Annotated in this window: 19 protein-coding genes; 3 read left to right on the top strand and 16 right to left on the bottom strand. The window is 48.2% G+C overall.

What is annotated here, in order from left to right:
• The first annotated feature begins 142 nt into the window (after positions 1-142).
• Positions 143-1,045: a non-homologous end-joining DNA ligase gene (ligD, locus tag G9G57_RS07105; protein ID WP_164964705.1), complete on the top strand. Its 903-nt coding sequence runs from the start codon at positions 143-145 to the stop codon at positions 1,043-1,045.
• Positions 1,046-1,113: 68 nt separating this feature from the next.
• On the opposite strand, the gene G9G57_RS07100 is transcribed toward ligD, so the two are convergent.
• A complete protein-coding gene (locus G9G57_RS07100) occupies positions 1,114-2,058 on the bottom strand; it encodes a YitT family protein (protein WP_013369852.1) in 945 nt (314 codons plus the stop codon).
• A 194-nt stretch (positions 2,059-2,252) separates the two neighbouring features.
• Positions 2,253-3,683 (bottom strand): cardiolipin synthase, encoded by a 1,431-nt coding sequence (gene cls / locus G9G57_RS07095; RefSeq protein WP_019686424.1) that lies wholly within the window; start codon positions 3,681-3,683, stop codon positions 2,253-2,255.
• Positions 3,684-3,805: 122 nt separating this feature from the next.
• On the opposite strand from cls, the gene G9G57_RS07090 reads away from it, so the two are divergent.
• Together G9G57_RS07090 and G9G57_RS07085 are read left to right on the top strand one after the other, a co-directional pair.
• Positions 3,806-4,837, top strand: coding sequence for a M23 family metallopeptidase (locus G9G57_RS07090; RefSeq protein WP_164964704.1), 1,032 nt, complete (start codon positions 3,806-3,808; stop codon positions 4,835-4,837).
• A gap of 45 nt (positions 4,838-4,882) precedes the next feature.
• Positions 4,883-5,347 (top strand): bactofilin family protein, encoded by a 465-nt coding sequence (locus G9G57_RS07085; RefSeq protein ID WP_164964703.1) that lies wholly within the window; start codon positions 4,883-4,885, stop codon positions 5,345-5,347.
• Positions 5,348-5,386: 39 nt separating this feature from the next.
• Here the strand turns inward: G9G57_RS07085 and G9G57_RS07080 are convergent, their stop codons facing one another.
• The 14 genes from G9G57_RS07080 to G9G57_RS07015 all read right to left on the bottom strand — a co-directional run bounded on the left by G9G57_RS07080 (position 5,387) and on the right by G9G57_RS07015 (position 20,926).
• Positions 5,387-6,472, bottom strand: coding sequence for an AI-2E family transporter (locus G9G57_RS07080; RefSeq protein WP_025364270.1), 1,086 nt, complete (start codon positions 6,470-6,472; stop codon positions 5,387-5,389).
• A gap of 260 nt (positions 6,473-6,732) precedes the next feature.
• On the bottom strand, positions 6,733-7,515 hold the full coding sequence (locus tag G9G57_RS07075) for an ABC transporter permease (RefSeq protein WP_102998577.1): 783 nt from the start codon (positions 7,513-7,515) through the stop codon (positions 6,733-6,735).
• Positions 7,508-8,428 (bottom strand): ABC transporter ATP-binding protein, encoded by a 921-nt coding sequence (locus G9G57_RS07070; RefSeq protein ID WP_102998578.1) that lies wholly within the window; start codon positions 8,426-8,428, stop codon positions 7,508-7,510. The genes G9G57_RS07075 and G9G57_RS07070 overlap by 8 nt, the downstream gene beginning before the upstream one ends.
• Positions 8,429-8,543: 115 nt before the next feature.
• The gene (locus G9G57_RS07065) at positions 8,544-9,041 is read right to left on the bottom strand and encodes a hypothetical protein (RefSeq protein WP_102998579.1); all 498 of its coding nucleotides are present in this window, start codon (positions 9,039-9,041) and stop codon (positions 8,544-8,546) included.
• Positions 9,042-9,158: 117 nt separating this feature from the next.
• Positions 9,159-10,136 (bottom strand): LCP family glycopolymer transferase, encoded by a 978-nt coding sequence (locus G9G57_RS07060; protein ID WP_102998580.1) that lies wholly within the window; start codon positions 10,134-10,136, stop codon positions 9,159-9,161.
• Positions 10,137-10,149: 13 nt separating this feature from the next.
• Positions 10,150-11,490, bottom strand: coding sequence for a UDP-glucose dehydrogenase family protein (locus G9G57_RS07055; RefSeq protein ID WP_102998581.1), 1,341 nt, complete (start codon positions 11,488-11,490; stop codon positions 10,150-10,152).
• A 52-nt stretch (positions 11,491-11,542) separates the two neighbouring features.
• Positions 11,543-12,352 (bottom strand): WecB/TagA/CpsF family glycosyltransferase, encoded by an 810-nt coding sequence (locus G9G57_RS07050; protein ID WP_025364267.1) that lies wholly within the window; start codon positions 12,350-12,352, stop codon positions 11,543-11,545.
• Positions 12,330-13,571 carry a glycosyltransferase family 4 protein gene (locus tag G9G57_RS07045; RefSeq protein WP_102998582.1) on the bottom strand — a complete coding sequence of 414 codons (1,242 nt, stop codon included), beginning with the start codon at positions 13,569-13,571 and terminating at the stop codon, positions 12,330-12,332. Before G9G57_RS07045 ends, G9G57_RS07050 begins: the two co-directional genes overlap by 23 nt.
• Complete coding sequence (locus tag G9G57_RS07040) at positions 13,568-14,782, bottom strand: glycosyltransferase family 4 protein (RefSeq protein WP_102998583.1); 1,215 nt, start codon at positions 14,780-14,782, stop codon at positions 13,568-13,570. The genes G9G57_RS07045 and G9G57_RS07040 overlap by 4 nt, the downstream gene beginning before the upstream one ends.
• 741 nt (positions 14,783-15,523) lie before the next feature.
• Positions 15,524-16,792, bottom strand: coding sequence for a hypothetical protein (locus G9G57_RS07035; RefSeq protein WP_164964702.1), 1,269 nt, complete (start codon positions 16,790-16,792; stop codon positions 15,524-15,526).
• Positions 16,779-18,122, bottom strand: a complete 1,344-nt coding sequence (locus G9G57_RS07030; RefSeq protein ID WP_126666712.1) for a flippase — start codon at positions 18,120-18,122, stop codon at positions 16,779-16,781. The genes G9G57_RS07035 and G9G57_RS07030 overlap by 14 nt, the downstream gene beginning before the upstream one ends.
• A gap of 122 nt (positions 18,123-18,244) precedes the next feature.
• Complete coding sequence (gene gmd / locus G9G57_RS07025) at positions 18,245-19,234, bottom strand: GDP-mannose 4,6-dehydratase (RefSeq protein ID WP_025364263.1); 990 nt, start codon at positions 19,232-19,234, stop codon at positions 18,245-18,247.
• Between the two features lie 20 nt (positions 19,235-19,254).
• Positions 19,255-20,193 (bottom strand): GDP-L-fucose synthase family protein, encoded by a 939-nt coding sequence (locus G9G57_RS07020; protein WP_016821240.1) that lies wholly within the window; start codon positions 20,191-20,193, stop codon positions 19,255-19,257.
• 34 nt (positions 20,194-20,227) lie between these two features.
• Complete coding sequence (locus G9G57_RS07015) at positions 20,228-20,926, bottom strand: sugar transferase (protein WP_102998587.1); 699 nt, start codon at positions 20,924-20,926, stop codon at positions 20,228-20,230.
• Between the last annotated feature and the right edge of the window lie 24 nt (positions 20,927-20,950).

Here is a 20,950-nt window from a genome sequence, read left to right as displayed (position 1 = left end):
ATACATAATGTATCTTGTCAATCCCTTTGATGGATAAATTCTGTGCTGCACGCTCATGTTAAACCTTATGTAGATGTAGAAATGCTGCCAGTTGTCTGTAAACAATGATCTTGCTGCATGTTAACCAAAGGAGCATAGCACTATGGGACGAGCTGTTAAAGGTACGATTACGATTGAAGGTCATGAAATTGCAATCACAAACCCGGATAAACCGCTGTGGCCCGAAGCAGGTGTAACTAAGGCGCTATATCTTCGCAAGCTTGCGGTATTAGCCCCCTACCTGCTCAAATATTGTCATCAGCGTCTATTGACTGTCATCCGTTGGCCACATGGTATCCATGGAGATTTTTTTTATCAGAAAAATGCCCCACATCCTCGGCCAGACTATATTGAAACCGCTCTGCATGATGGCATTGAGTATATCGTGCTTGGCAAGCTGCCCCAACTACTCTGGCTCGGTAATCAAGCTGCGTTGGAATTTCATCCCTCTCTGCACAGAACAGGAAGCCAACTGCCCTGTGAATGGATGATTGATCTGGATCCATCCAGAGAAGTCGAGCCACGTATTATGGAGGCCGCCTCCATTGTAGGCGAAGTATTGGCTTCGCTGGGGTTGGACTCTGTCCCTAAAACCTCCGGGGCCACAGGTGTACAAATTATCGTCCCGATCCGTACAGGCATCACCTTTGACGAGCTACGCAGCATCGGACTGTTGGTTGGACAATTTGTGACGGAAAAGCACCCGCATCTGTTCACACTGGAACGGTTAAAGAAGGATCGTGGAACAGCCATCTATTTTGATTACTTGCAGCATTATCAGGGAAAAACCCTAGCCGCTCCTTATACTCCTCGGGCACGTCCCGGTGCTACGGTCTCGACTCCGCTAACCTGGGAAGAGGTACGGCAAGATGTGTCACCACTTGATTACCATTTGCTAAATATTGAGGAACGGTTAAACCAGGTAGGCGACTTGATCGACAAGGTGCCTCCCCAGCCCGTAGAGGACCTCCTCAAACATATGCGCTTCAAAACACACCCAACCTGATCCATGCTTTGAAGCACAAAAAAGGGGACGAACCCCGCAGCCATAGGCTGAGAAATTGTCCCCTTGCGCTAGTGTATTCCTTTTTTCTTAAAACGTCCGCCCTTCACATCGTGAATATTACCAATTGCAATGAAGGCGTGCGGGTCCCAATCCTCAACGATGCTCTTGAGTTTCGCTTCCTCCAGTCGGGTAATGACGACGAAAATCACTTTTTTGCTCTCGCCTGTAAAGCCACCTTCACCTTCCAAGTAAGTTACACCCCGTCCAAGACGATCCGTCAGAGCATCTCCGATATCACGGTATTTATCACTAATAATCCAGACCGATTTGGACTGATCCAGACCCTCAATTGTAATATCAATCATTTTCATAGCAATATAATAAGCAATCATGGAATACAGGGCATTCGGCCAACCGAATACAAAACCCGCACTTCCCAGAATGAAAATATTAACGAACAATACGATCTCACCGACCGAAAAAGGAGTTTTTTCGCTGACGAGAATAGCCACGATCTCTGTCCCATCCAGCGAGCCGCCGGACCGAATCACAAGACCCACTCCCACGCCGAGAATGACACCCCCGAAGATAGCGCCAAGCAGCGGTTCCCCAGGCGTCAATGCACTTACATTGTGAAGTAACGCAGTTCCGATGGACATAACGACGATGCCGAATAATGTGGATAAAGCGAAGGTTTTACCGATTTGTTTGTAGCCGATAAGTAAAAATGGAAGGTTCAACAGGGTCAGGAAAATACCGAGCGGATAACCAGTAATCTTGGAGGCCATAATGGAAATACCTGTAACGCCGCCGTCAATAACGCCGTTAGGAACCAGGAATATTTCCAATCCCACGGCCATCAGCGCTGCACCAACCACGATCATGGCTGCACGCTGCAATAAGCGTTTTACTTTGTTCTTTGGATTAGCTGGAATTTTGCTGATCTTGGTCAACTCTCCGGTTACATCTGTGATCTCAGACAGATTTTGGACTTCCTTGCTCACTACACTCATATATAAATCCCCCCGTTACAGTATGGTATATTGGACCGAAAAAGGGGCTGCTCTCCGCAGTCCCCTCTCCTTTACGGCGCTTAGTTATGTGATTAGTATATCATAAAACTGTGATTTTGCGCAAAAAAGTTAGCAAAGAGCACATAAATCACAATAAAGCGGGATTATATTGATAAAAACGGCGAAAACCGCCTCTAAAGGAGGGGAGAGAGCATGCGAGTTAGAATTTCAGCTATTTTTTGAGATCGAGGGCGTCTGCGGAACACGTTCAAATCTATTTTGGAAGAGTTGGAAATGTCCTCTACAAAATCTGCCGAAAGCCGTTCCAACGCCGAAGTTGCAAAAAGTACAGCGGTCAACTCAAAATTATAGAAAAAACTACGCATGTCCATATTGGCGGTCCCAACCGAGCCGAGCAAATCGTCCACAATCACCACTTTAGCGTGAATAAATCCTTTTCGATATTGGTAGAACTCCACTCCTGCCTCCAGCAGTTCTTGCACATAGGACAGTGACGCCAGGTGGACCAGTTTCGAATCTGATTGGTAGGGAATAATAATTTTCACATCTATGCCGCTGACGGCCGCCAGCTTCAGTGCCTCATAAATTCCCGGATCGGGAATAAAATACGGCGTCGTTATCCAAATCCGCTTTTTGGCAACCGTAAGCGCTCCAAAACACAATTCCTGAATCGTATCCCATACCTGATCGGGCCCACTGCTCAAAATCTGTACTTCCTCATCCCCTGTGCAGGTATGTGGAGGAAATAAATTCACGTCCATTAGCCTCTCTCCCGAAGCCAGCTTCCAATCGCTAAGAAACACATTTTGCAGAAAATAAACGCCATCTCCTTCAATCTGCAAATGCGTATCCCTCCAAAATCCCACTTTGGGGTACTTTCCGAGATAATCGTCGCCTACATTGATTCCCCCCACAAATCCGATCGTGCCATCCACCACCACGATTTTCCGGTGATTGCGATAGTTAATCCGGCGGTCCAGCGTGGCGAAAAACGGCGGTAGAAAATAATGAAATTCGACCCCAGCCTCATTACAGGTGCGAATAAATGAATAGGGTAAATGGTAGCTCCCTACGCCGTCCACAATGAATCGTACCTTAACTCCCTCGCGTGCCTTACGGATCATGACCTCCTGAAATTTTTTCCCGATTTCGTCTGCCCGAAATATGTAAAACTCCACATGGATATGATGTTGTGCCTGTTCCATCGCTTTCAACATGGCGTCGAAAGTCTCTTCCCCGTTCGTCAGCACACGTGTACGGTTGCAGCCAGTCAACGGGTTTTCCGACATACGAATCAACTGGTTAAACAGACGCTCCTGATGCTTGAAATGGGGATTGTGCATTTGCTCTACATTTTCAATCACCTTGGTTTGCGCCCACAGATGTTCACGGAATTCACGAAATAGCTGCGATCCTGCTTTACGAACCACTTTACGCTTCTGGTAATCCTGAGCAACAAAATAGTACACCACAAAACCAATAAGCGGGAAGCAAAACAAAATAAAGAGCCAGGCTACCGCTTTGGACGGCTTGCGAAATTCAAAGAGCAGAATCGTCCCGGTCTGAAAAATAAAAATAATTAAAACCAACAGCAACCACAGCATGTCTATGCCTCCTTATATATCTACGTTTTATACAAAGCTCCAATTTTTTTGACATGTTTGCCTCTTAAGCTGAATAGATAGTAACCAAGCACTATAGGAGCGATGTCCGGAAAGGAGCGATTATGAAAAAAGGAAGCCTAAATCGCCGGATGACCCTGCTTGTCATTCGGGATGCACAGCAACCGCCCAAGCAGCTACAATGCTCCGCAGCCGCTGTCATTCTCGTCCCGACCCTTGTGATCGCATCAATCTCTACGCTCGTGATCGGGCTGCAAATCCGTTCTTCCCATATTATTTCCCAAATGGAAACCAATCTTGCTGTCCAGAGTTTGCAGATGGAGGTCACGGTAGCAGACAAAGACGCAGCCATTGGGCGACTGCGGCAGGAAGTCATGGAGCTGACGAATCAAGCCACCAGTATTCGCGAACGTCTCCAGCGTGTAACAGAGCTGGAACAGCAAATGCAGCAATTCATTCGTAAACATGGAAATTCCTCCAGCGCAAGCAGCAATAAATCAACCATCACCCCCCTCTCCTGGGATGCTTCCGGCCATACCGGCGGTGAATTGATCGCAGTGCATGAAAATACAGCTCTTCTAGCCCGCCAGGCCATGGATGATTTTCAGGAAATCGAAGCTCTGCTGGACACAGTGGAGCGCACGGTTACGCGCTCTATTCAACAGGCAAACGCCGTACAGCAGAACCTGGAGCGCCAACAAGCCGCGCAGCTGCTCCAGACCCGAAGACTGGCACTTGCTGAACAAGGCAGGCCCTCCATTTGGCCTGTTGGTTCGCGGCGCATGACCTCCAGTTTCGGCTATCGCAGCGACCCATTTACAGGGAAATCCGCTTTTCACTCAGGCGTGGACATTGCCGGTCAATCCGGTGATCCTGTCTATGCAGCAGGGGCAGGCACTGTGCTGGAGGCCGCTTCCAGCGGAGCTCGCGGCAAGTGCATCATCATTCAGCATCCTGACGGACTCCAAAGCTGGTATATGCACCTAAGCGGTATGCAGGTGGCTCCGGGGGACCGTGTTCACAAAGGACAGACCATTGGCCTGCTGGGAAGTACCGGGAGAAGCACAGGACCTCATCTTCATTTTCAGATCGTCAAGCATAACCAACCTGTTGATCCATTGCTGTATGTACAATAAGGGTTTTGCAAAATACCGACAATAAAGGATTGGAGGAAAACGATCATGTTCAAGGAATCCAAAAAAAAGCTCTCCACCCCGGCGACGACGGATACACTGCTCGCGAACAGCACCAGCTTTGAAGGTACGATTGAGGCAGAGGCCAACATTCGCATTGACGGTCATTTTCAGGGCGATATCTACAGCACTCGCACTGTCGTCATTGGAGAATCAGCAGTTGTACGTTCGGACATTATTGCACGGGACGTCATTCTTGCCGGCAAGGTATTCGGCAGCATCACCACAGAAGGACGGCTGACCATTACATCGACAGGCGAACTGTACGGAAATACGGCGACCCCTACATTGGTCATTTCTGAAGGCGGCGTACTGAACGGCACAAGTCAAATGAACCAAACTATGGATGCAGAGTCGCCAGCTGCTATAGATAAATCAGAGGATGAAAATCAATCCAGTTTCAGCCAAAACATAGAGGACAGCCAAGCCTCCCTACAACCTGAAGCGGGATAGGGCCGGCTTATACTCCTATATATCCAGTACATCCTCCAATCACTCCATAATATCCTCCACTCTGCGTTCCAAAAATAAATGGTACACCTTGCGTATGACGATTTTGCCGCACATATATAATGGAATAACCAAAATGATACCCAAGATCCCGAGCAGGTCGCCACCAACTAGCAATAAAATGACGACAGTCAACGGATGAATGTCCAACTGCTTGCCAAAGACAATCGGCGACAGCCAATTATCCTGAATTTGCTGTGCAACGATCACCACCACCAGCGACCAGAGCGCCATGGAAGGCGATTCGAGAAATCCAATGATAACCACAGGTATAGAAGCAGCTACTGCCCCCACATAGGGAATAAAATTAAGGAAAATCGAAATAACGGCAAGCAGCAAGGCATAAGGCAAACCAATAATCAAAAATCCAAGGAACATCATCAAGCCCAACGCGACATTGATCAGCACTCGACTGACGATAAAGCTGCTGAGCGCACTATCAATATCCTCCATAACTTCCAGCGCGTCCTTATGATACTTTTTAGGAAAGAAGTTAAGCATTTTGGGACCAAACTTGCTCCCTTCCTTCAACATGTAATAGAGCAATATGGGAAAGGTAGCCAATACGATAAAAAAGTAGGATACGAACGATACCAGCTTTACCGAGTAATCTGACAGCGTTGAAAAAGCTTCGTTTAACGTATCTGACAGTTGTGACAGCGGGTCTTCACCCGGAGGCAGTACTTGTCTCAAGGATTGATTATGCCGCCATTGGCTCAATTGATCAACCAGACTTTTAATAAGCTTCGGCGCATTCTCAAATAAATTGGTTACCTGATCACGGAGCGTAGGCCACACTCCCCATGAGAAGAGGAACAGTAACACGCCAATAACCAAATAAATCAGCAATATGGAAATCGATCGTTTGATTTTTCTCCGTTCCATGACATCTACAATCGGTCTCAATAAATAATAGAGGAAAAAAGATAGCATCAACGGTACAACCAGCAAGCTGACCAAGGATACAAGAGGACTGAATATAAAGCTTACTTTGGTGCCCAAGTAAATGATGAGCAATAGCATGACGATTCCTGAAGTCAGACGAAAAAAACGATTATTTTGCAGCATATCATGCGCCCCCCTGTTCTGTTTCTCTCTACTTCTTTAAACGCAAACCGACCCTATTGATTGATTCTTGCTGAAAATAGATTACAATATACCCACACTTACAGAATATGTAGCAAAAATGACATAGATACTGAATAAAACAGTGCCAACATAGCAAAAAAGGAAGTCCAAATGGCTAGGCATTGGACTTCCTTTTTGTGATCTCAGCATTTTGCCAAAATCCTCGTGTTATTCAATCACACATGCTAAGAGATACGTGTTTAGGTGGAGACATCGCGTTTTACAAAAACCACCCAGGCAATCGCGATAAAAACCACATAATAAGCGGCCAGCACGGCGAGCGAAAAGGTTAGATTGGAACTTACTGTACCCGGCGGCATATCTAGATATTTTTTCAGATCCATATGCGTAAAGAGTACGTATTTGGTCCATTCAAAACGATCTGTGCTGAACAAGCCAATAGAGTTATACACCGTTTTGGTGAACATCATAAACAAGGACAAACCAATCGCCAAGGCGCTCGAACGAAACACCGCGGATAACATAAATGCAAAAGCCATGGTCACGAATAAGGCGATATAGCTATACAAAAAGTTCAGCGTTACGTAAGATATCGGGTCACTGAACAGCGGAACAGAGCCCGCTGGTGCGTCCCTAGATAACATCAGCCAAGAGGACAGCGTAACCATCAAGACCAAAACGATTGTTCCAAGCAAGCTGAACAAAATCACCGATATATACTTGGACAACAGAATTTTGCTGCGAGTCCAAGGGCGAATGAGCAGCAACTTAATCGTTCCCCATGTAAATTCGCCAGCCACCGAATCAGCAGCTACAATGACTGTAAACGTCGTATTGAGGAAAAATGTAAACAACGTTGTCAATGCGATGCCATCCCACACACTAACCTGATCAGAAACTAGAGAAATCAGCATCGGAATCACAGCGGTGATGACCGCCAGCAGCCCCAGCATGATCCATGTGCGCACACGCAAGTAGATTTTAAGATTTTCATTATGTACCAGCTTGAAGAAATCAGCCAATGGACCCGCCTCCCGTCACTTCCAAAAATTGCTCTTCCAACGTACGGGCAACCGGGTGAATCGCATACACTTTGACTCCATTTGCAGCCAGCAGACTGTTCATCTCTGCAATCTGTTCCCGCTCCAGGTGAAGCAGTAGTTGATTGCCTTCGACGCGCCCTGCTCCAGCAAGCGTATAAGCTTGCTCAGCATCATTGACTTCAAAAGCAATTTCCGCCGTCTGCACTTCTCCCTCTGTATTCTTCAACTGCTTAATATCAACCAATCGCCCGCTCTGAATAATGGCCACGCGATCGCACATCAGCTCCATTTCGGACAACAAATGGCTTGATACAAACACGGTAATTCCTTCGGTACGGGTCAACTGACGCAAATAATCCCGCAGTTCACGAATACCCTGCGGGTCCAAGCCATTGGTCGGCTCATCCAGCACGAGCAGCTTCGGTCGATGCAAAATCGCCTGAGCTACCCCGAGTCGCTGACGCATCCCGAGCGAGTAGGTTTTGACTTTATCATGAATTCGGTTTCCGAGTCCCACCAGACGAATCGCTTCATCTATACGTTCTTGGGTTACCCCAGGCGACATGCGCGCAAAATGCTGCAAATTTTGATAGCCTGTCAAGAACTTGTACATCTCCGGGTTCTCAACAATCGCACCGACATGGGAAACAGCCTTTTCGAAATCGGTATTGATGCTGTCTCCGCATATATGAATATCACCCTTGCTGATCGAAATCAGGCCAACCATCATACGAATGGTGGTCGTTTTTCCTGCACCGTTCGGTCCGAGGAAACCAAATACCTGTCCTGCCGGAACCTCCAGTGTCAGATTGTCCACGATCGCTTTTGAGGAAATGATTTTACTCACACCCTCCATCCGTATGACGGGAACCTGCCCTGTCGCTTGCTGCATGCTATGAAACTCCTTCCACCCGGAGTGAAGCTGTCATCCATTTTACTGTACATTTCCGGTTTTGGAAGTATTGTACCATATTTATCCTGTCAGAAACACCTTTGGGAGCACCTTATCACGTCTGTTCCTTCTCCTTGTATATCCAAAGCACTCTCCACTCCTCATCTTCCTGTGTCACATAACAAGGCTGTACGATATCAAAAGTACCGAATCGGGTCTTGTAGTGCTGAGTGACCGTAATACGGTAGACCTTCCCTAAATCTTCCCCATTCGAATCGGTACGAATGTCATATTCAGCCTGCGGCTCCCCCAGTTCAAACGTAAACGTATCCGTCCCCATATCCTGCATAAAAACGTGCGCACGCTGCTGCACATACGTGGACTTCTCGAATTTCTTCTTCATTTGGGAATGAAAAAGCTCCCATGAGCCGCCAAAATTCCCCGATTGCTCCATCTTGTAGAACTCGTTCAGCGCTTCTACGGCTTGATCCCCTTCCCCTGTAGACATCACCCCACGTAGACCCATCCACAGCAGCCATAGCAATCCACATATGATTGCAAAATACAGTAGCTTACGGACGAACGCCGAAGCCGCTCTCCTTCTAAGCAGCACACCTGTCCCTCCCTCTGTCGGACTGTACCGAATACTCTACAGATGTATGTGGGACAAGAGGAGTTTAGAAGAGAATAACAGGTCTCCCTAAAGGACATTCGCCTATATAAGGGATGCTTAAGGTGATGCGGGAGTGGTGAGCAAATGCTTCTCCAGCACTCCATGGATACGTTGGCGTTCCTGCTCATCTACGATGTAATAATACACACCGTTAATTTTGCTCCCATGTCCCTTTATCTCAACGGTATCCGTCTGCTCAAGAGACGGGCCGATCCGGGTCAGGAAGGTCTTCATATCGTCAAAGCTAATGTCTGTGCGAATCTGCTCCCCTGCTGCCTCCAGTATCGGTTTTACTCGCAACAGCCCTTCTTTACTGATGGACTGGGCAAGAATTTGCTTGAGCAGCTCTCGCTGGCGGGCGTTCCTTCCGAGATCCCCACGCGGATCATCAAATCGCATACGGGCATAGGCCAATGCTTCAGTTCCGTTCAAGTTCAAATTCCCCTGCGCAAAATGATGCCCCTCATACTGAAAATCAAGTGGATTGTAGACCTCCACTCCTCCCACAAGGTCCACCATTTTCGCAAACCCTTCCATATTCATTTGTACATAGTAATCTATCGGGTGATTCAAAAAATGCTCTACCGTACGGATCGACATATCCACGCCCCCAAAAGCAAACGCGTGATTGATTTTGTCCTCACGCCCTCTACCGACCAACTCTGTTCGCGTATCACGCGGAATGTTGAACATCAACATCGAACCATTGGCGGGATTCACAGATAGAACGATCATCGTATCCGATCGTCCTGGATCGTGCGGTCTCCGATCAACACCCAACACCAGCACGGTGAACGGCTTGAACTGAGAGATGGCTGCCGGATTGGGTGTACTTGATCCAGTGTCTGTACCTACGGAGCGCCCTGCTCCGCCCGTTGCAAGGGTAGAGACCGCTCCGGGCTGCACGATGCTGCGCGGATGATACATCGCATTTGCCGCTGTTTTAAAGGAATGATACACATAGACGGTATAGGTGGCACCTCCTACAACCAATAACGCCACAGCCCCCAATGTCACCTTCAGCCATCGTTTCATACGCAGCCTCCCTTTACGGATTCACTACAGACTGATGACGATCTATATCCAGATTGTTCATCTGTGGCCTGCCGACAGAATAGTATGCAAAGGCAGATTGTCTGATTTGTTCTTCGCTGTACACATTGCGCCCGTCAATCATAATGGGATACTTCATCAGCTCGTTCAGCTCACCCAGTCCGACCTCACCAAACTCCTCCCATTCCGTCAAGAGACATAATGCATCGCATCCTTCTGCTGCTTCTCGTGCGCTATCGGCCCACTTTATTTCCGAGCTGTCCAGTAATCGGCGGAAGTTAGCGGTAGCGATCGGGTCATATGCACGAATGTGTGCCCCTGCCTCCAGCAGCGACTGTATGATATCCAGCGCCGGGGCATCTCTTACGTCATCTGTATTTGGTTTAAAGGCCAGCCCCCATATGCCAATCGTAGCCCCTTCCAGCTCACCCAGTGCCTCTTTCAGCTTGCGAATCACGTTAAAACGTTGTCCCTGATTCACCTCTACCACGGATTTCAGCAGCTTAAATTCATAATCCACGTTGCCTGCAATTTGAATTAAAGCCTGCGTATCCTTGGGAAAACACGAACCCCCATAGCCGATACCAGCAGACAAAAAGGAGGAACCGATCCGCTGATCCAGTCCCATACCGTGTGCCACGCGTGTAACGTCTGCACCCACCTTTTCACAAATATTCGCAATCTCATTAATGAACGAAATTTTGGTCGCCAAAAAAGCATTCGACGCATACTTAATCATCTCGGCCGAATGGATATCCGTGGTTAAAATATTCGTTGTCAGCGGCTCATGCAGAGTAGTTAGCACTGCGGATACATGCGGATCGGAAGCTCCAATGACGATTCGATCAGGCTGTAGGGTGTCCATGACCGCCGAGCCTTCTCGTAAAAATTCAGGAACCGAAGCGACACCAAAAGGATAGTTCGTGCGGCTAGCGATCCAATGTTGAATACGCTCGTTCGTTCCGACAGGCACCGTGCTTTTGGTAACTATGATCTTGTAGCCATTCATGGCAGTTGCCACCTCGCACGCTGCTTCTTCAATATAAGACAAGTTGGCTTCACCGCTCGGCAATGAAGGCGTACCCACCGCCAAAATAACAATTTCAGCTGCCTGCACTGAAGCTGCGGTATCTGTTGTGAAGCTTAGCCGGCCCTGCTCGACATTATCTTTAATTAGAGCCTTTAAGCCTGGTTCATAAATCGGTACTCCGCCTGCACGCAGCTGACGAATTTTGTCTTCATTCTGATCGATACAGACGACGTTATTGCCAAGCGCGGCAAAACAGACCCCTGACACCAGTCCGACATACCCGGCACCTATAACACATAGTTTCAAACCAATTCCCCCTTTTACATGCTGTCTCATTTCACTGTACTTTTGCCCTGCTTCACTTCTCTACGCCTCTCCCTGTATGCCGATTATGATAGAGCGTGAGCCTTTTATTATGCCGATAGGATTTGAGAAAACGATAGATATACATTGGATTGTTATAGGCATACCTCTTCCATAAACGCTTTGGCTCACAGAGCAGACGGTACAGCCACTCCAGTCCCAACCTTTGTATCATTAGCGGCGGTCTGCGAACCTTGCCTGTAATATAGTCAAAGGCAGCCCCTACTCCAACCATCACGCCACGGATACGATCCTTGTTGCGATGCATCCAGATTTCCTGCTTCGGACAGCCCAGACTGACGAATATGAGATGCGCACCTGAAGCATTGATTTCCTCAATGATCCGCTTCTCCTCCTCTGGCTGAAGTTCACGAAATGGCGGTGAAAAGCTGCCCGCGATACGAATTCCAGGGTAATCCTGTCCTACCCTGTCTTTTAAGCTATCCAGCGTATCCGGCGTACTGCCGTAAAAATATACGCTCACCTCCGTTTGTGGCGCACGTTCGCACAACTTGAGCATCAAACTGGGACCATCTACTCGATCCTGACGCTCGAACCCGTACAGCTTGAGTGCCCATACCAGTGGCATACCGTCTGGAGTACACAAATCAGCCTGAGTGAGCGCTTCGTGGAACTCGGGATGATTCCCGGCCGTGACAATGGAATGGGTGTTGCAAATACATACATAGCTGTCCTTTCGTCCGACTGCCCATCGTTCCAGCGTATGTACCGTCTCCTGAAACGTCAGCGCTGCAACATCTGTGCTCGCAATCCTTCCGACTCTATACTGGGGCAGCTGCTTCATAATCACATTCCTCCATGGCCTCGCTATATATCGCCAGCAGTTGCTTCACATTCACTTCTTCCGTATAGTGTGCTGCATAGTTTTCCGCCACTTTCTGTCTCATAGCTGCATAGTTCTCATAGGCTACTGCACGGCGAATCACGGTCTTTATATTTTCCAGATCATCATGTTGAAAATGGAAACCCGTCACTCCGTCCTCCACGACTTCCTCCAATGCGCCAATTCGGCTGCACAATACCGGCGTTCCCACGGAATAGGACTCTACAATCGTCATCGGAAAACCTTCATACCAAATGGAAGGCACCATCACATACATGGCTCGGCTCATACAATCCAGCACCGTGTCTCCATCCTGCTTGCCGAGAAACCGAATGTCTTCCTGCGAATAAGCAGCAGCCAGTTCAGCCTTTTGCGGACCATCGCCAATGATGACCAGTCTCAATCCACCTCGATCTTCCAGCTGTGACCAGGCCTGCAACAGATTGCGAACCCCTTTTTCAGCTGAAATCCGGCCCACGAACAACAAATAACGATCATTGGGGTCATACTTGGCTTTGACTGTTTGATGATGGATAAAATTCGGTTTTACTGCGATGCGATCCAGCGGAATGCCGCTTTCAGCAAATTTGTCCCGTGCAAACTCCGTCAGCGCAATATAGCGACTTACCTTGTGCTGCCATGTGCCGATCAGCTCGTTGAACTTAATCATCGCCGCCACCGGAATCGTCTGCAGCTGTGAGCCTCGGTAACATCCATGACGGATGGAGTGCAGCAGCGTGCCGTGCAGGCATTTTTCACAAACTTCATTCCCTCGCATAAAGGTTGCCGCCGGACAAATCAGCCTGTAATTATGCAGTGTCTGGACAACCGGAACCCCCAGCCGTTCACAGGCATGATAGACCGATGGGGATATGACCGGAAAAAAATTATGCACATGTACCACATCCGGTTTCACCCGCAAAAGCAGCTCTTTGATCCTTTTGAATTCTGGGAAGGACCAGGCTGCCTCTACCGCCAGCTTTGCCATGTTGGCCAATCCTTTGCTTTGAATGCTGTCGTTATGCACATAGTAATGCTCCGTCTCTATTCCTCTGGAACGCAGCATAGCCGATTCCTGCTCGACAACCTTGTCTTCTCCCCCACTTTGCTGATAAAAGTTATGGATGATCAGTACTTTGCTTACAGGCGGGGCCATTCGTCTGCTAACCTGTTGACTCACGTGGCCGCCCCACTTTCCTGTGTTGATTGCATAGCGTGATTGGAGCTTATGGGTTTGATCCGCTGCTGGCTTATGATTTCATCCGCAATCCGATCCCACGACATACGCTCGAGCGTAAGAAACGCTTGCTCGGCCAGACTTCGTCTAAGCCCAGCATCATCCAGCAATGTGCCTATACGACCAGCCCATTCCTCCTCCGAAAAGCTTCTCAGCATCACTCCGCTCACTCCGTCCTCAATCAAGGTAACCGAGCCACCGTTCACCGAAGAAATAATCGGGACACGGAACAGCATGCTTTCCAGCAGCACCATGCCAAAAATATCGTATTGGGTCGGAAACAGCATCACATCCGCTGCTCCGTAAATCTGCCACAGATGACGTTGCTCCACTCTTGGAAAATGTATAATACTATCCGTCAACCCCAGTTGCTCAGCATAAGCCCAATAACGATCGGTATCTATCTTTCGTCCATCCCCAACCATTAACAAAAGGCAGCCGGGATGCTTTTGGAGTACTCTTTTGAACGTATTCAGCATAAAACGTATATTTCTCCGTTCCTCCAGCACACCGACATACAGCAACACCGGACGATTACCGATCCGACGCAGTTCATTCGCAACCTCACGGTTTTCCTCACGCTCTCCGCTTTGGTCGTCACTGTTGAATCCTCTCTCTACATTGCTGCGATCCAGTCCGACCCCAATCGTTATCACGTTGTCAAAGCCTTTATTCTCCAGATAGCGCTTGGCAAGATCGGATTTGACATAGGTTCGGCGTAGAGACTTTGTCACCTTAGGCAGCAGCATAACATCGTACAGTTTGCGGATCAGCGCATGCGTATTATCCCGGTATGGACCGTGATACAGCGCCAGCTTATCGGGACATTTGCGGGAAAGCAGGTAGGTCATGATCTGGTTGTATTCTGTAGTAATAACCAGATCATAAGCTGCCAGAAAAGAATCTTTGAGAACATCTCTGTAGATGCTGTTGCTTAAAAACTTGAAACCGTGCAGCCAGATAATGCGCAAGGTGCAGCCTGCGTGACGATAGACTTGTTCCAGATGGGTCTCCTTACGATCGTTGTAGTAAACAATATCGCAATCGTAACCTTTACGGACGAGCGCTTTGCCCAAGCCGACTTCCTGCAAATTGTATGAGGCTCCATTCACCTTGCTGGCAAAGTTGCGAAGATACAATATTTTTGGAATCATCATCAGTACTCCTGCCATTTCATATTGGGTGAGTTATGGCACGCGGGGGTTAGAGTCCGCTACGCGGATGGATCATTCTTCCGATCGCTGTTATCCCCGGATTTCATCTGATTTATATAAACCCTTTAAAGGGTAAAATCCGGGGATAAAGGCGAACGCTATCGCTTCTTCAGAACGATTCCATCCACTCCGCTGCTGACCGCCGTTTCCATAAAGTCACCCCATCTTAAAAAAGGGAATGCTGGGCATGAAGTGCCATCGCTGCACGGATAATACGTGAGCGAATGCATGCAGGGCGTTGACTTCGTCAAACGACTTGTAAGCTTGGCACGTTATGGCACGCTCACAAGTCAAGCAAGCATGGCTATACTACTGCTAGGCTGACCAAGATGCCCTAACTAGGCTTGATTGTTGCTTGCTGTGAGTACTATTCATCAAGCTCTCTCACCTTGAGAGAGGACTATACAGAGCATTAATACACCGGCACACATGCCCGGCGTGAAGTTCGCGGCGATAGGGCGAAGCTATTGCCAGGCGGCTCTTACCCTCCCCCACCTTATAGGCTGGGGGAAAATCTTTTTTGGCGACGGTGGGTAGCGGGTAGCGGAGAGTAAGGATTTGAATCTGGAGAATCGTCAGCGTTCGCCTCAAAGCTTTCCGAAGGAAAGCTCGCTTCGAAAGCATATTCCCCGTGGGATTCCGCCCTCTGTAGGGCTTCCATCCACAATAGCCGCTTCAAGATCAAATCCTTCCCGTAGCGGCCTTTCCCCTCCAACTTGAATGTTCCCCCTGCCGCTGCCTTTCCTCCATCATCTGCATATTAAAATGGTCTGCCCCTTTAAGCTGGGCGGCTGCCATATCCGCTACCAAGCTCACGCTCGATTCCATCGGTACAAAGCGATATTTGTAGGCTGTAAGCCGATGATCCGTTTCGTGAAATAAAATGTCCTGGGCATAATTGCCCCATCGGTCCTTAGGCATCAAATCAATCGTCATACCTGCATGTGCAGAAGGCAGCAGCATATTGGAGCCATGAATACCAATGACTAATCGGCTGGCTGCGTATACCTCGCATACCCGCTTTTCACTATCCCGATCGAAGCGTGAGACGCGCTCGTCAGCAATCCATGCTGGGAAGCTTCCCGTGCGCCCAAGTCCCGCAACTGTAAAGCAATGATCAGGGAAGCTTTCTCTCAGTCTGCGGAACAGTCCAATGATTTTGCTGCGTTGATGATAAATTAGCGGTTTCAGGCCACGTTTGAGCTTCGGAAATTTTTGCACTGCTCTGGCAATATGATGGCTGCCGCTCCACATGCGGTCTTCCCTCCATACAAAGGTAATGCGTGGCTTCCGCTCACGTTCCTCGTCATAACGGGAGATCCCTGTAAATTGTTCAATCTCAAATTGGCTGGGATGTGAATATGACGGACTGACATACACCTCATCAAAACGTATCAATTCCTCAATCATCCGATGATGTAGCAGAGGATAAAAGTTTCGCGCCTTGTTGAACGGGACATCGACAGTCCAAATTTCTGACACATATGCCGGCACCATCCACTCCAGCGATTTTTGTACAATAACGATGATCCCCAGTTCCGGCGATTGCTCATATTCACGCTGAACATTCAGCAGCTTGAGCAACGCATGACCATATAAATAATCTATAGTGTTGATGATGATCACACGCGAAGAAGCTTTCTTTTTATACACGGTCATACCGACTGCCAAATCATAGGAAGGATTCATCAACGATTGCCGCAGAGGCTCTCCGAGCCATTTTCTTGACTTCGCATTACCGGTCAGGATATAGTCAGGCATTTCTACACGATAAGGTGAATACGTCGCATGACCAACCCTCATGTCCTCGAGATATTCACGTCCGCAACCCTCACACTTAGTACTGACACATACGTGGATTCCCTGCCACAGCACCTCTCCAGCACGTAACGTGTCTCCACAATGCAGGCACTGTTCCTCATGCCGAACAAATGGTTTAATCGGTATCATGATTGTTCTCTCCAACTTTCGGTACTGTAATATGAACATGCCAGAAGGTCAGGATTGACTTCATCATCCAACCCAAATTGGCTTTGACTTCCTTAAACAACAAATCCAATAGAAATACAGATATCGTAAAGGACAAAATCGTCGCCACTAAGGACCCTCGAACACCAAGCCATGGGATCAGCGCGTAATTGAAAGCTATATTCGTAACCGCACCTATTATCGAGGTCAGCAGCGTGTATTTGAACAAATTTTCATTGGTGATAAACAAGCTTTTGGCGACACTAAAGTTGGTGAAAAATAGACGAATCGCAAACAGTGACAACAGCGAGCCTGCTTCACCAAACTCTCTCCCATACAGCACAACGACTACCCATTGGGATAGAAAAAATAAGGGGACTGAGGTCACAAGAAAGCATATAAACATCAGCCGATACACGTTAGACAACGTCCGTCTGTATTCGTCGCTTCCTTTCTGCTTGGAACGCGTCACCACCGGGGCATAAGCTGTCGTTAGCACGACCGGGATAAAGCCCAGCACCTCGATGAGTCGGAGTGCAACGGAGTATTGCCCGACAGCCTCGTTTCCCAACAATTCTCCGATAATGACCTGATCAATCCGTGCCTGTACATATACAGCGGAGGAGGACAAAATAAGCGGCCAGCTGTGATTCATGATTCGCCGAGCAGTTGCGAAGCGGAACGTCCACTTGTTCACACGCCGCCCTTCCTTATGGAAGAAATACAGCAGCAGCAGGCTTCCCAGCAGAAACTCTCCATGAGCACACAACGCCACTGCCCAAACTGGAATACCGGACAATAATAGAATGATTTTGACGGTGGAACCGAGGACAAAGGCGGTATTCTTGGCAACAACCGTATATTTGGACAACATCTGCGCACGGAACCAGTAGTCGATAATATCAAACAACTGAATTACCGAGGCCGTAGCCAGGATCAGATTGATTAACCGCACTGAACTGTCTTCCGGTCTGAGCAGTGAAATAAAGGAATAGGACAGTACAATGGCTACCAAAGTACCTAACAACTTCAGCAGAACCGCCGTACCCAATAGCTCGTGCTCATCCTTGGGGTGTTTGACAAGATCGCGTACTAATATAGAATCAAAGCCAAGGGTCGTGAAAATCAGGAACATCCCGAAAAAGGATTCCGCATAATTCCATTTTCCCAGTTCCTCTGGTCCCAACACTCTCGCCATGATGATGCTGACTGCCAGCCCGAACACCATGCGAATCATTTTGTCACCGAACAGCCAGGATGTATTCACCAGCAAGCTTCTGCGCGGTTTGGCACGTTTCTTGACTAATGTCATAGGTTCTACTCCATCTTGAAAAATGACCTTAAACATTGCTTTATGATCTGTTGATCTGTCATACAGCTGAAATCATGTACAACGAAGAGACCCCCCGGCCAGGCGGGCGGCCTCTCCACCTCTTACACGACGACAGAAGCTTCAACTGCAGCCTGCCTTTTTACACGCTCCAAGTCTGCATCCACCATCATACGAACGAGCTGGTCGAAGCCGACTTCCAATCGCCAGCCCAGCTTTTCTTTCGCCTTGGCACAATCGCCAAGCAATAGATCTACCTCTGCCGGTCGAACAAATTGCGGATCAATCACGACATAATCTTCGTAATTTAAACCTACATGAGAAAAAGCAATTTGCAGCAGTTCACGCACAGAATGCATTTCTCCTGTAGAAATCACGTAATCATCTGGTCGATCCTGCTGAAGCATCAGCCACATCGCCTTTACATAATCCCCTGCAAAACCCCAGTCTCGCAGTGAATCCAAATTCCCCATGCGCAGCTCCTGCTGCAATCCCAGCTTGATACGAGCTACTGCATCCGACACTTTGCGTGTTACAAACTCCAGCCCTCGGCGAGGCGATTCGTGATTGAACAAAATACCGGAGCAAGCAAACATATCAAAGCTTTCGCGGTAGTTGACTGTAATCCAATGGCCGTACACCTTGGCTACACCATAAGGACTACGTGGGTAAAATGGGGTCGTTTCTGTCTGCGGCGTCTCCAGTACCTTACCGAACATCTCGCTGCTTGAAGCCTGATAAAAGCGTGCATCCGGCTTGGCAATTCGAACCGCCTCCAGCATATTGGTAACAGATAATGCTGTGATTTGCCCAGTAGCCAAGGGCTGCGGCCATGAGGCCGCTACAAAGGATTGAGCAGCCAAGTTATAGACCTCATCCGGGTCGGACTGACGGACGGCTTCGATCAGCGAAGCCAGATCGGTCATATCACCGGAAAGCCAGTGAATGTCATTCTGGATATGCGCTACATTTTCAAAGTTCGGTGTGCTGGTTCGTCTGCGCACCCCGTACACCTCATAATCCTTGGACAGCAGCAACTCAGCTAGATAAGACCCGTCTTGTCCGGTAATCCCAGTGATCAGCGCTTTTTTCATTCCAATTCCCCCACCGTTATTTATTGTTCAACCAGATCCAGACCTTGAAACGCCTGGTATACAGACCTTAATCCTTCTTCTAGTGAAATACGCGCCGACCAGCCCAGCCCGGAAATCCGGGATACATCTACCAACTTACGCGGCGTTCCGTCAGGAACGGATGTATTAAAAGTAATTTCGCCCTCATAGCCGACTACATTCTTGACTCGTTCAGCCAGCTCACGGATGGAAATATCCTCACCCACACCGATATTTACAATCTCATTCCCCTCATAGTTATTCATCAGAAATAGACAGGCATCAGCCAAATCATCCGAATGAAGAAATTCTCGCCGAGGCGTACCGGAGCCCCATACTTCTACAGTCGGAGATTGATTCAGCTTTGCCTCATGAAACTTGCGGATCAGCGCAGGCAGCACATGAGAGGTTTGGAGATCAAAATTGTCGCCCGGACCATATAAATTCGTAGGCATCACCGAAATAAAACGGGTTCCATACTGACGGTTGTAGGACTGACACATTGTAATCCCGGCAATTTTAGCAACCGCATAGGCCTCATTGGTAGGCTCAAGCTCACCTGTAAGCAGATATTCTTCTCGCAACGGCTGTGGAGCAAATTTGGGATAGATACAGGTAGAGCCTAGAAATAACAGCTTGCTTACATTCTTCCGGTATGCCGCATCAATCACATTTGTTTGTATAAGTAGATTGTCACGGATAAAATCGGCCGGATATTCGTTATTCGCCAAAATCCCGCCTACCTTGGCTGCTGCCAGAAATACATAATCCACGGGCTCTGTATCAAAAAAATGATCTACGGCCTCTTTATTGCGCAGATCCAGCTCACGGCTTGTGCGAGTAGTAATATGACGATATCCCGCTTTCTGAAGCGCTCGAACAATAGCGGAACCCACCAGCCCATTGTGTCCTGCCACATAGATGTTGGAATGAAGCTCCATCCTTCTCTCCTACCCCTCTTTATTAAAATTGACTTTAATAAGCATCCTTGGAGCCCAGCAGCACACGAAATGTTTTCAGCATGATGATCATATCCGTGCGGAAACTGCGTCTAGATATGTACTCCAAATCCAGTTCTACCATCTGGTCAAAGCTTAGATGATTGCGACCGCTGATCTGCCATAGTCCGGTGCAGCCCGGTGTAACCGTCAGACGCAGCTTATCCCTCATGGTGTAATCATGGACTTCTCTTGGCAATGGGGGTCTGGGTCCTACAAGGCTCATATGCCCACGCAGTACATTGAAGAGTTGCGGTAGTTCGTCGATGCTCGTTCTGCGAAGAAAGCTACCCACACGGGTAATTCGGGGATCGTCCCGCATTTTGAACATCGCACCCTCAATTTCATTTTCCACCAGCAATGCAGACAATCTGGCTTCGGCATCAGACACCATGGAACGAAATTTGATCATGCGAAACGGTCGCTCATGTTTACCGATACGTATTTGATAAAATAATGCACTTCCTTTGGGGTCCTCCAGCTTGATCAACAAAATGACGAGCAGAAATACCGGGCACAGTACGATGATTCCAATAAAGGACAGTATAATGTCCATACTTCGCTTCACGAACGGATATACGCTCCATCCTTGTCGTCGTTCAAGCCCATGAGCGACCGAATATACATCTACTGACGCACCCAGCACTTTGGCCTCGTTCGAGCGGGAAGAAGACACGTCTCATCACCTCACTCCTTATTG

This window comes from Paenibacillus sp. EKM211P, from assembly GCF_011066175.1.
In the GTDB taxonomy this organism is placed as follows: domain Bacteria; phylum Bacillota; class Bacilli; order Paenibacillales; family Paenibacillaceae; genus Paenibacillus; species Paenibacillus polymyxa.
This window is presented reverse-complemented; position numbering and strand designations above follow the sequence as displayed.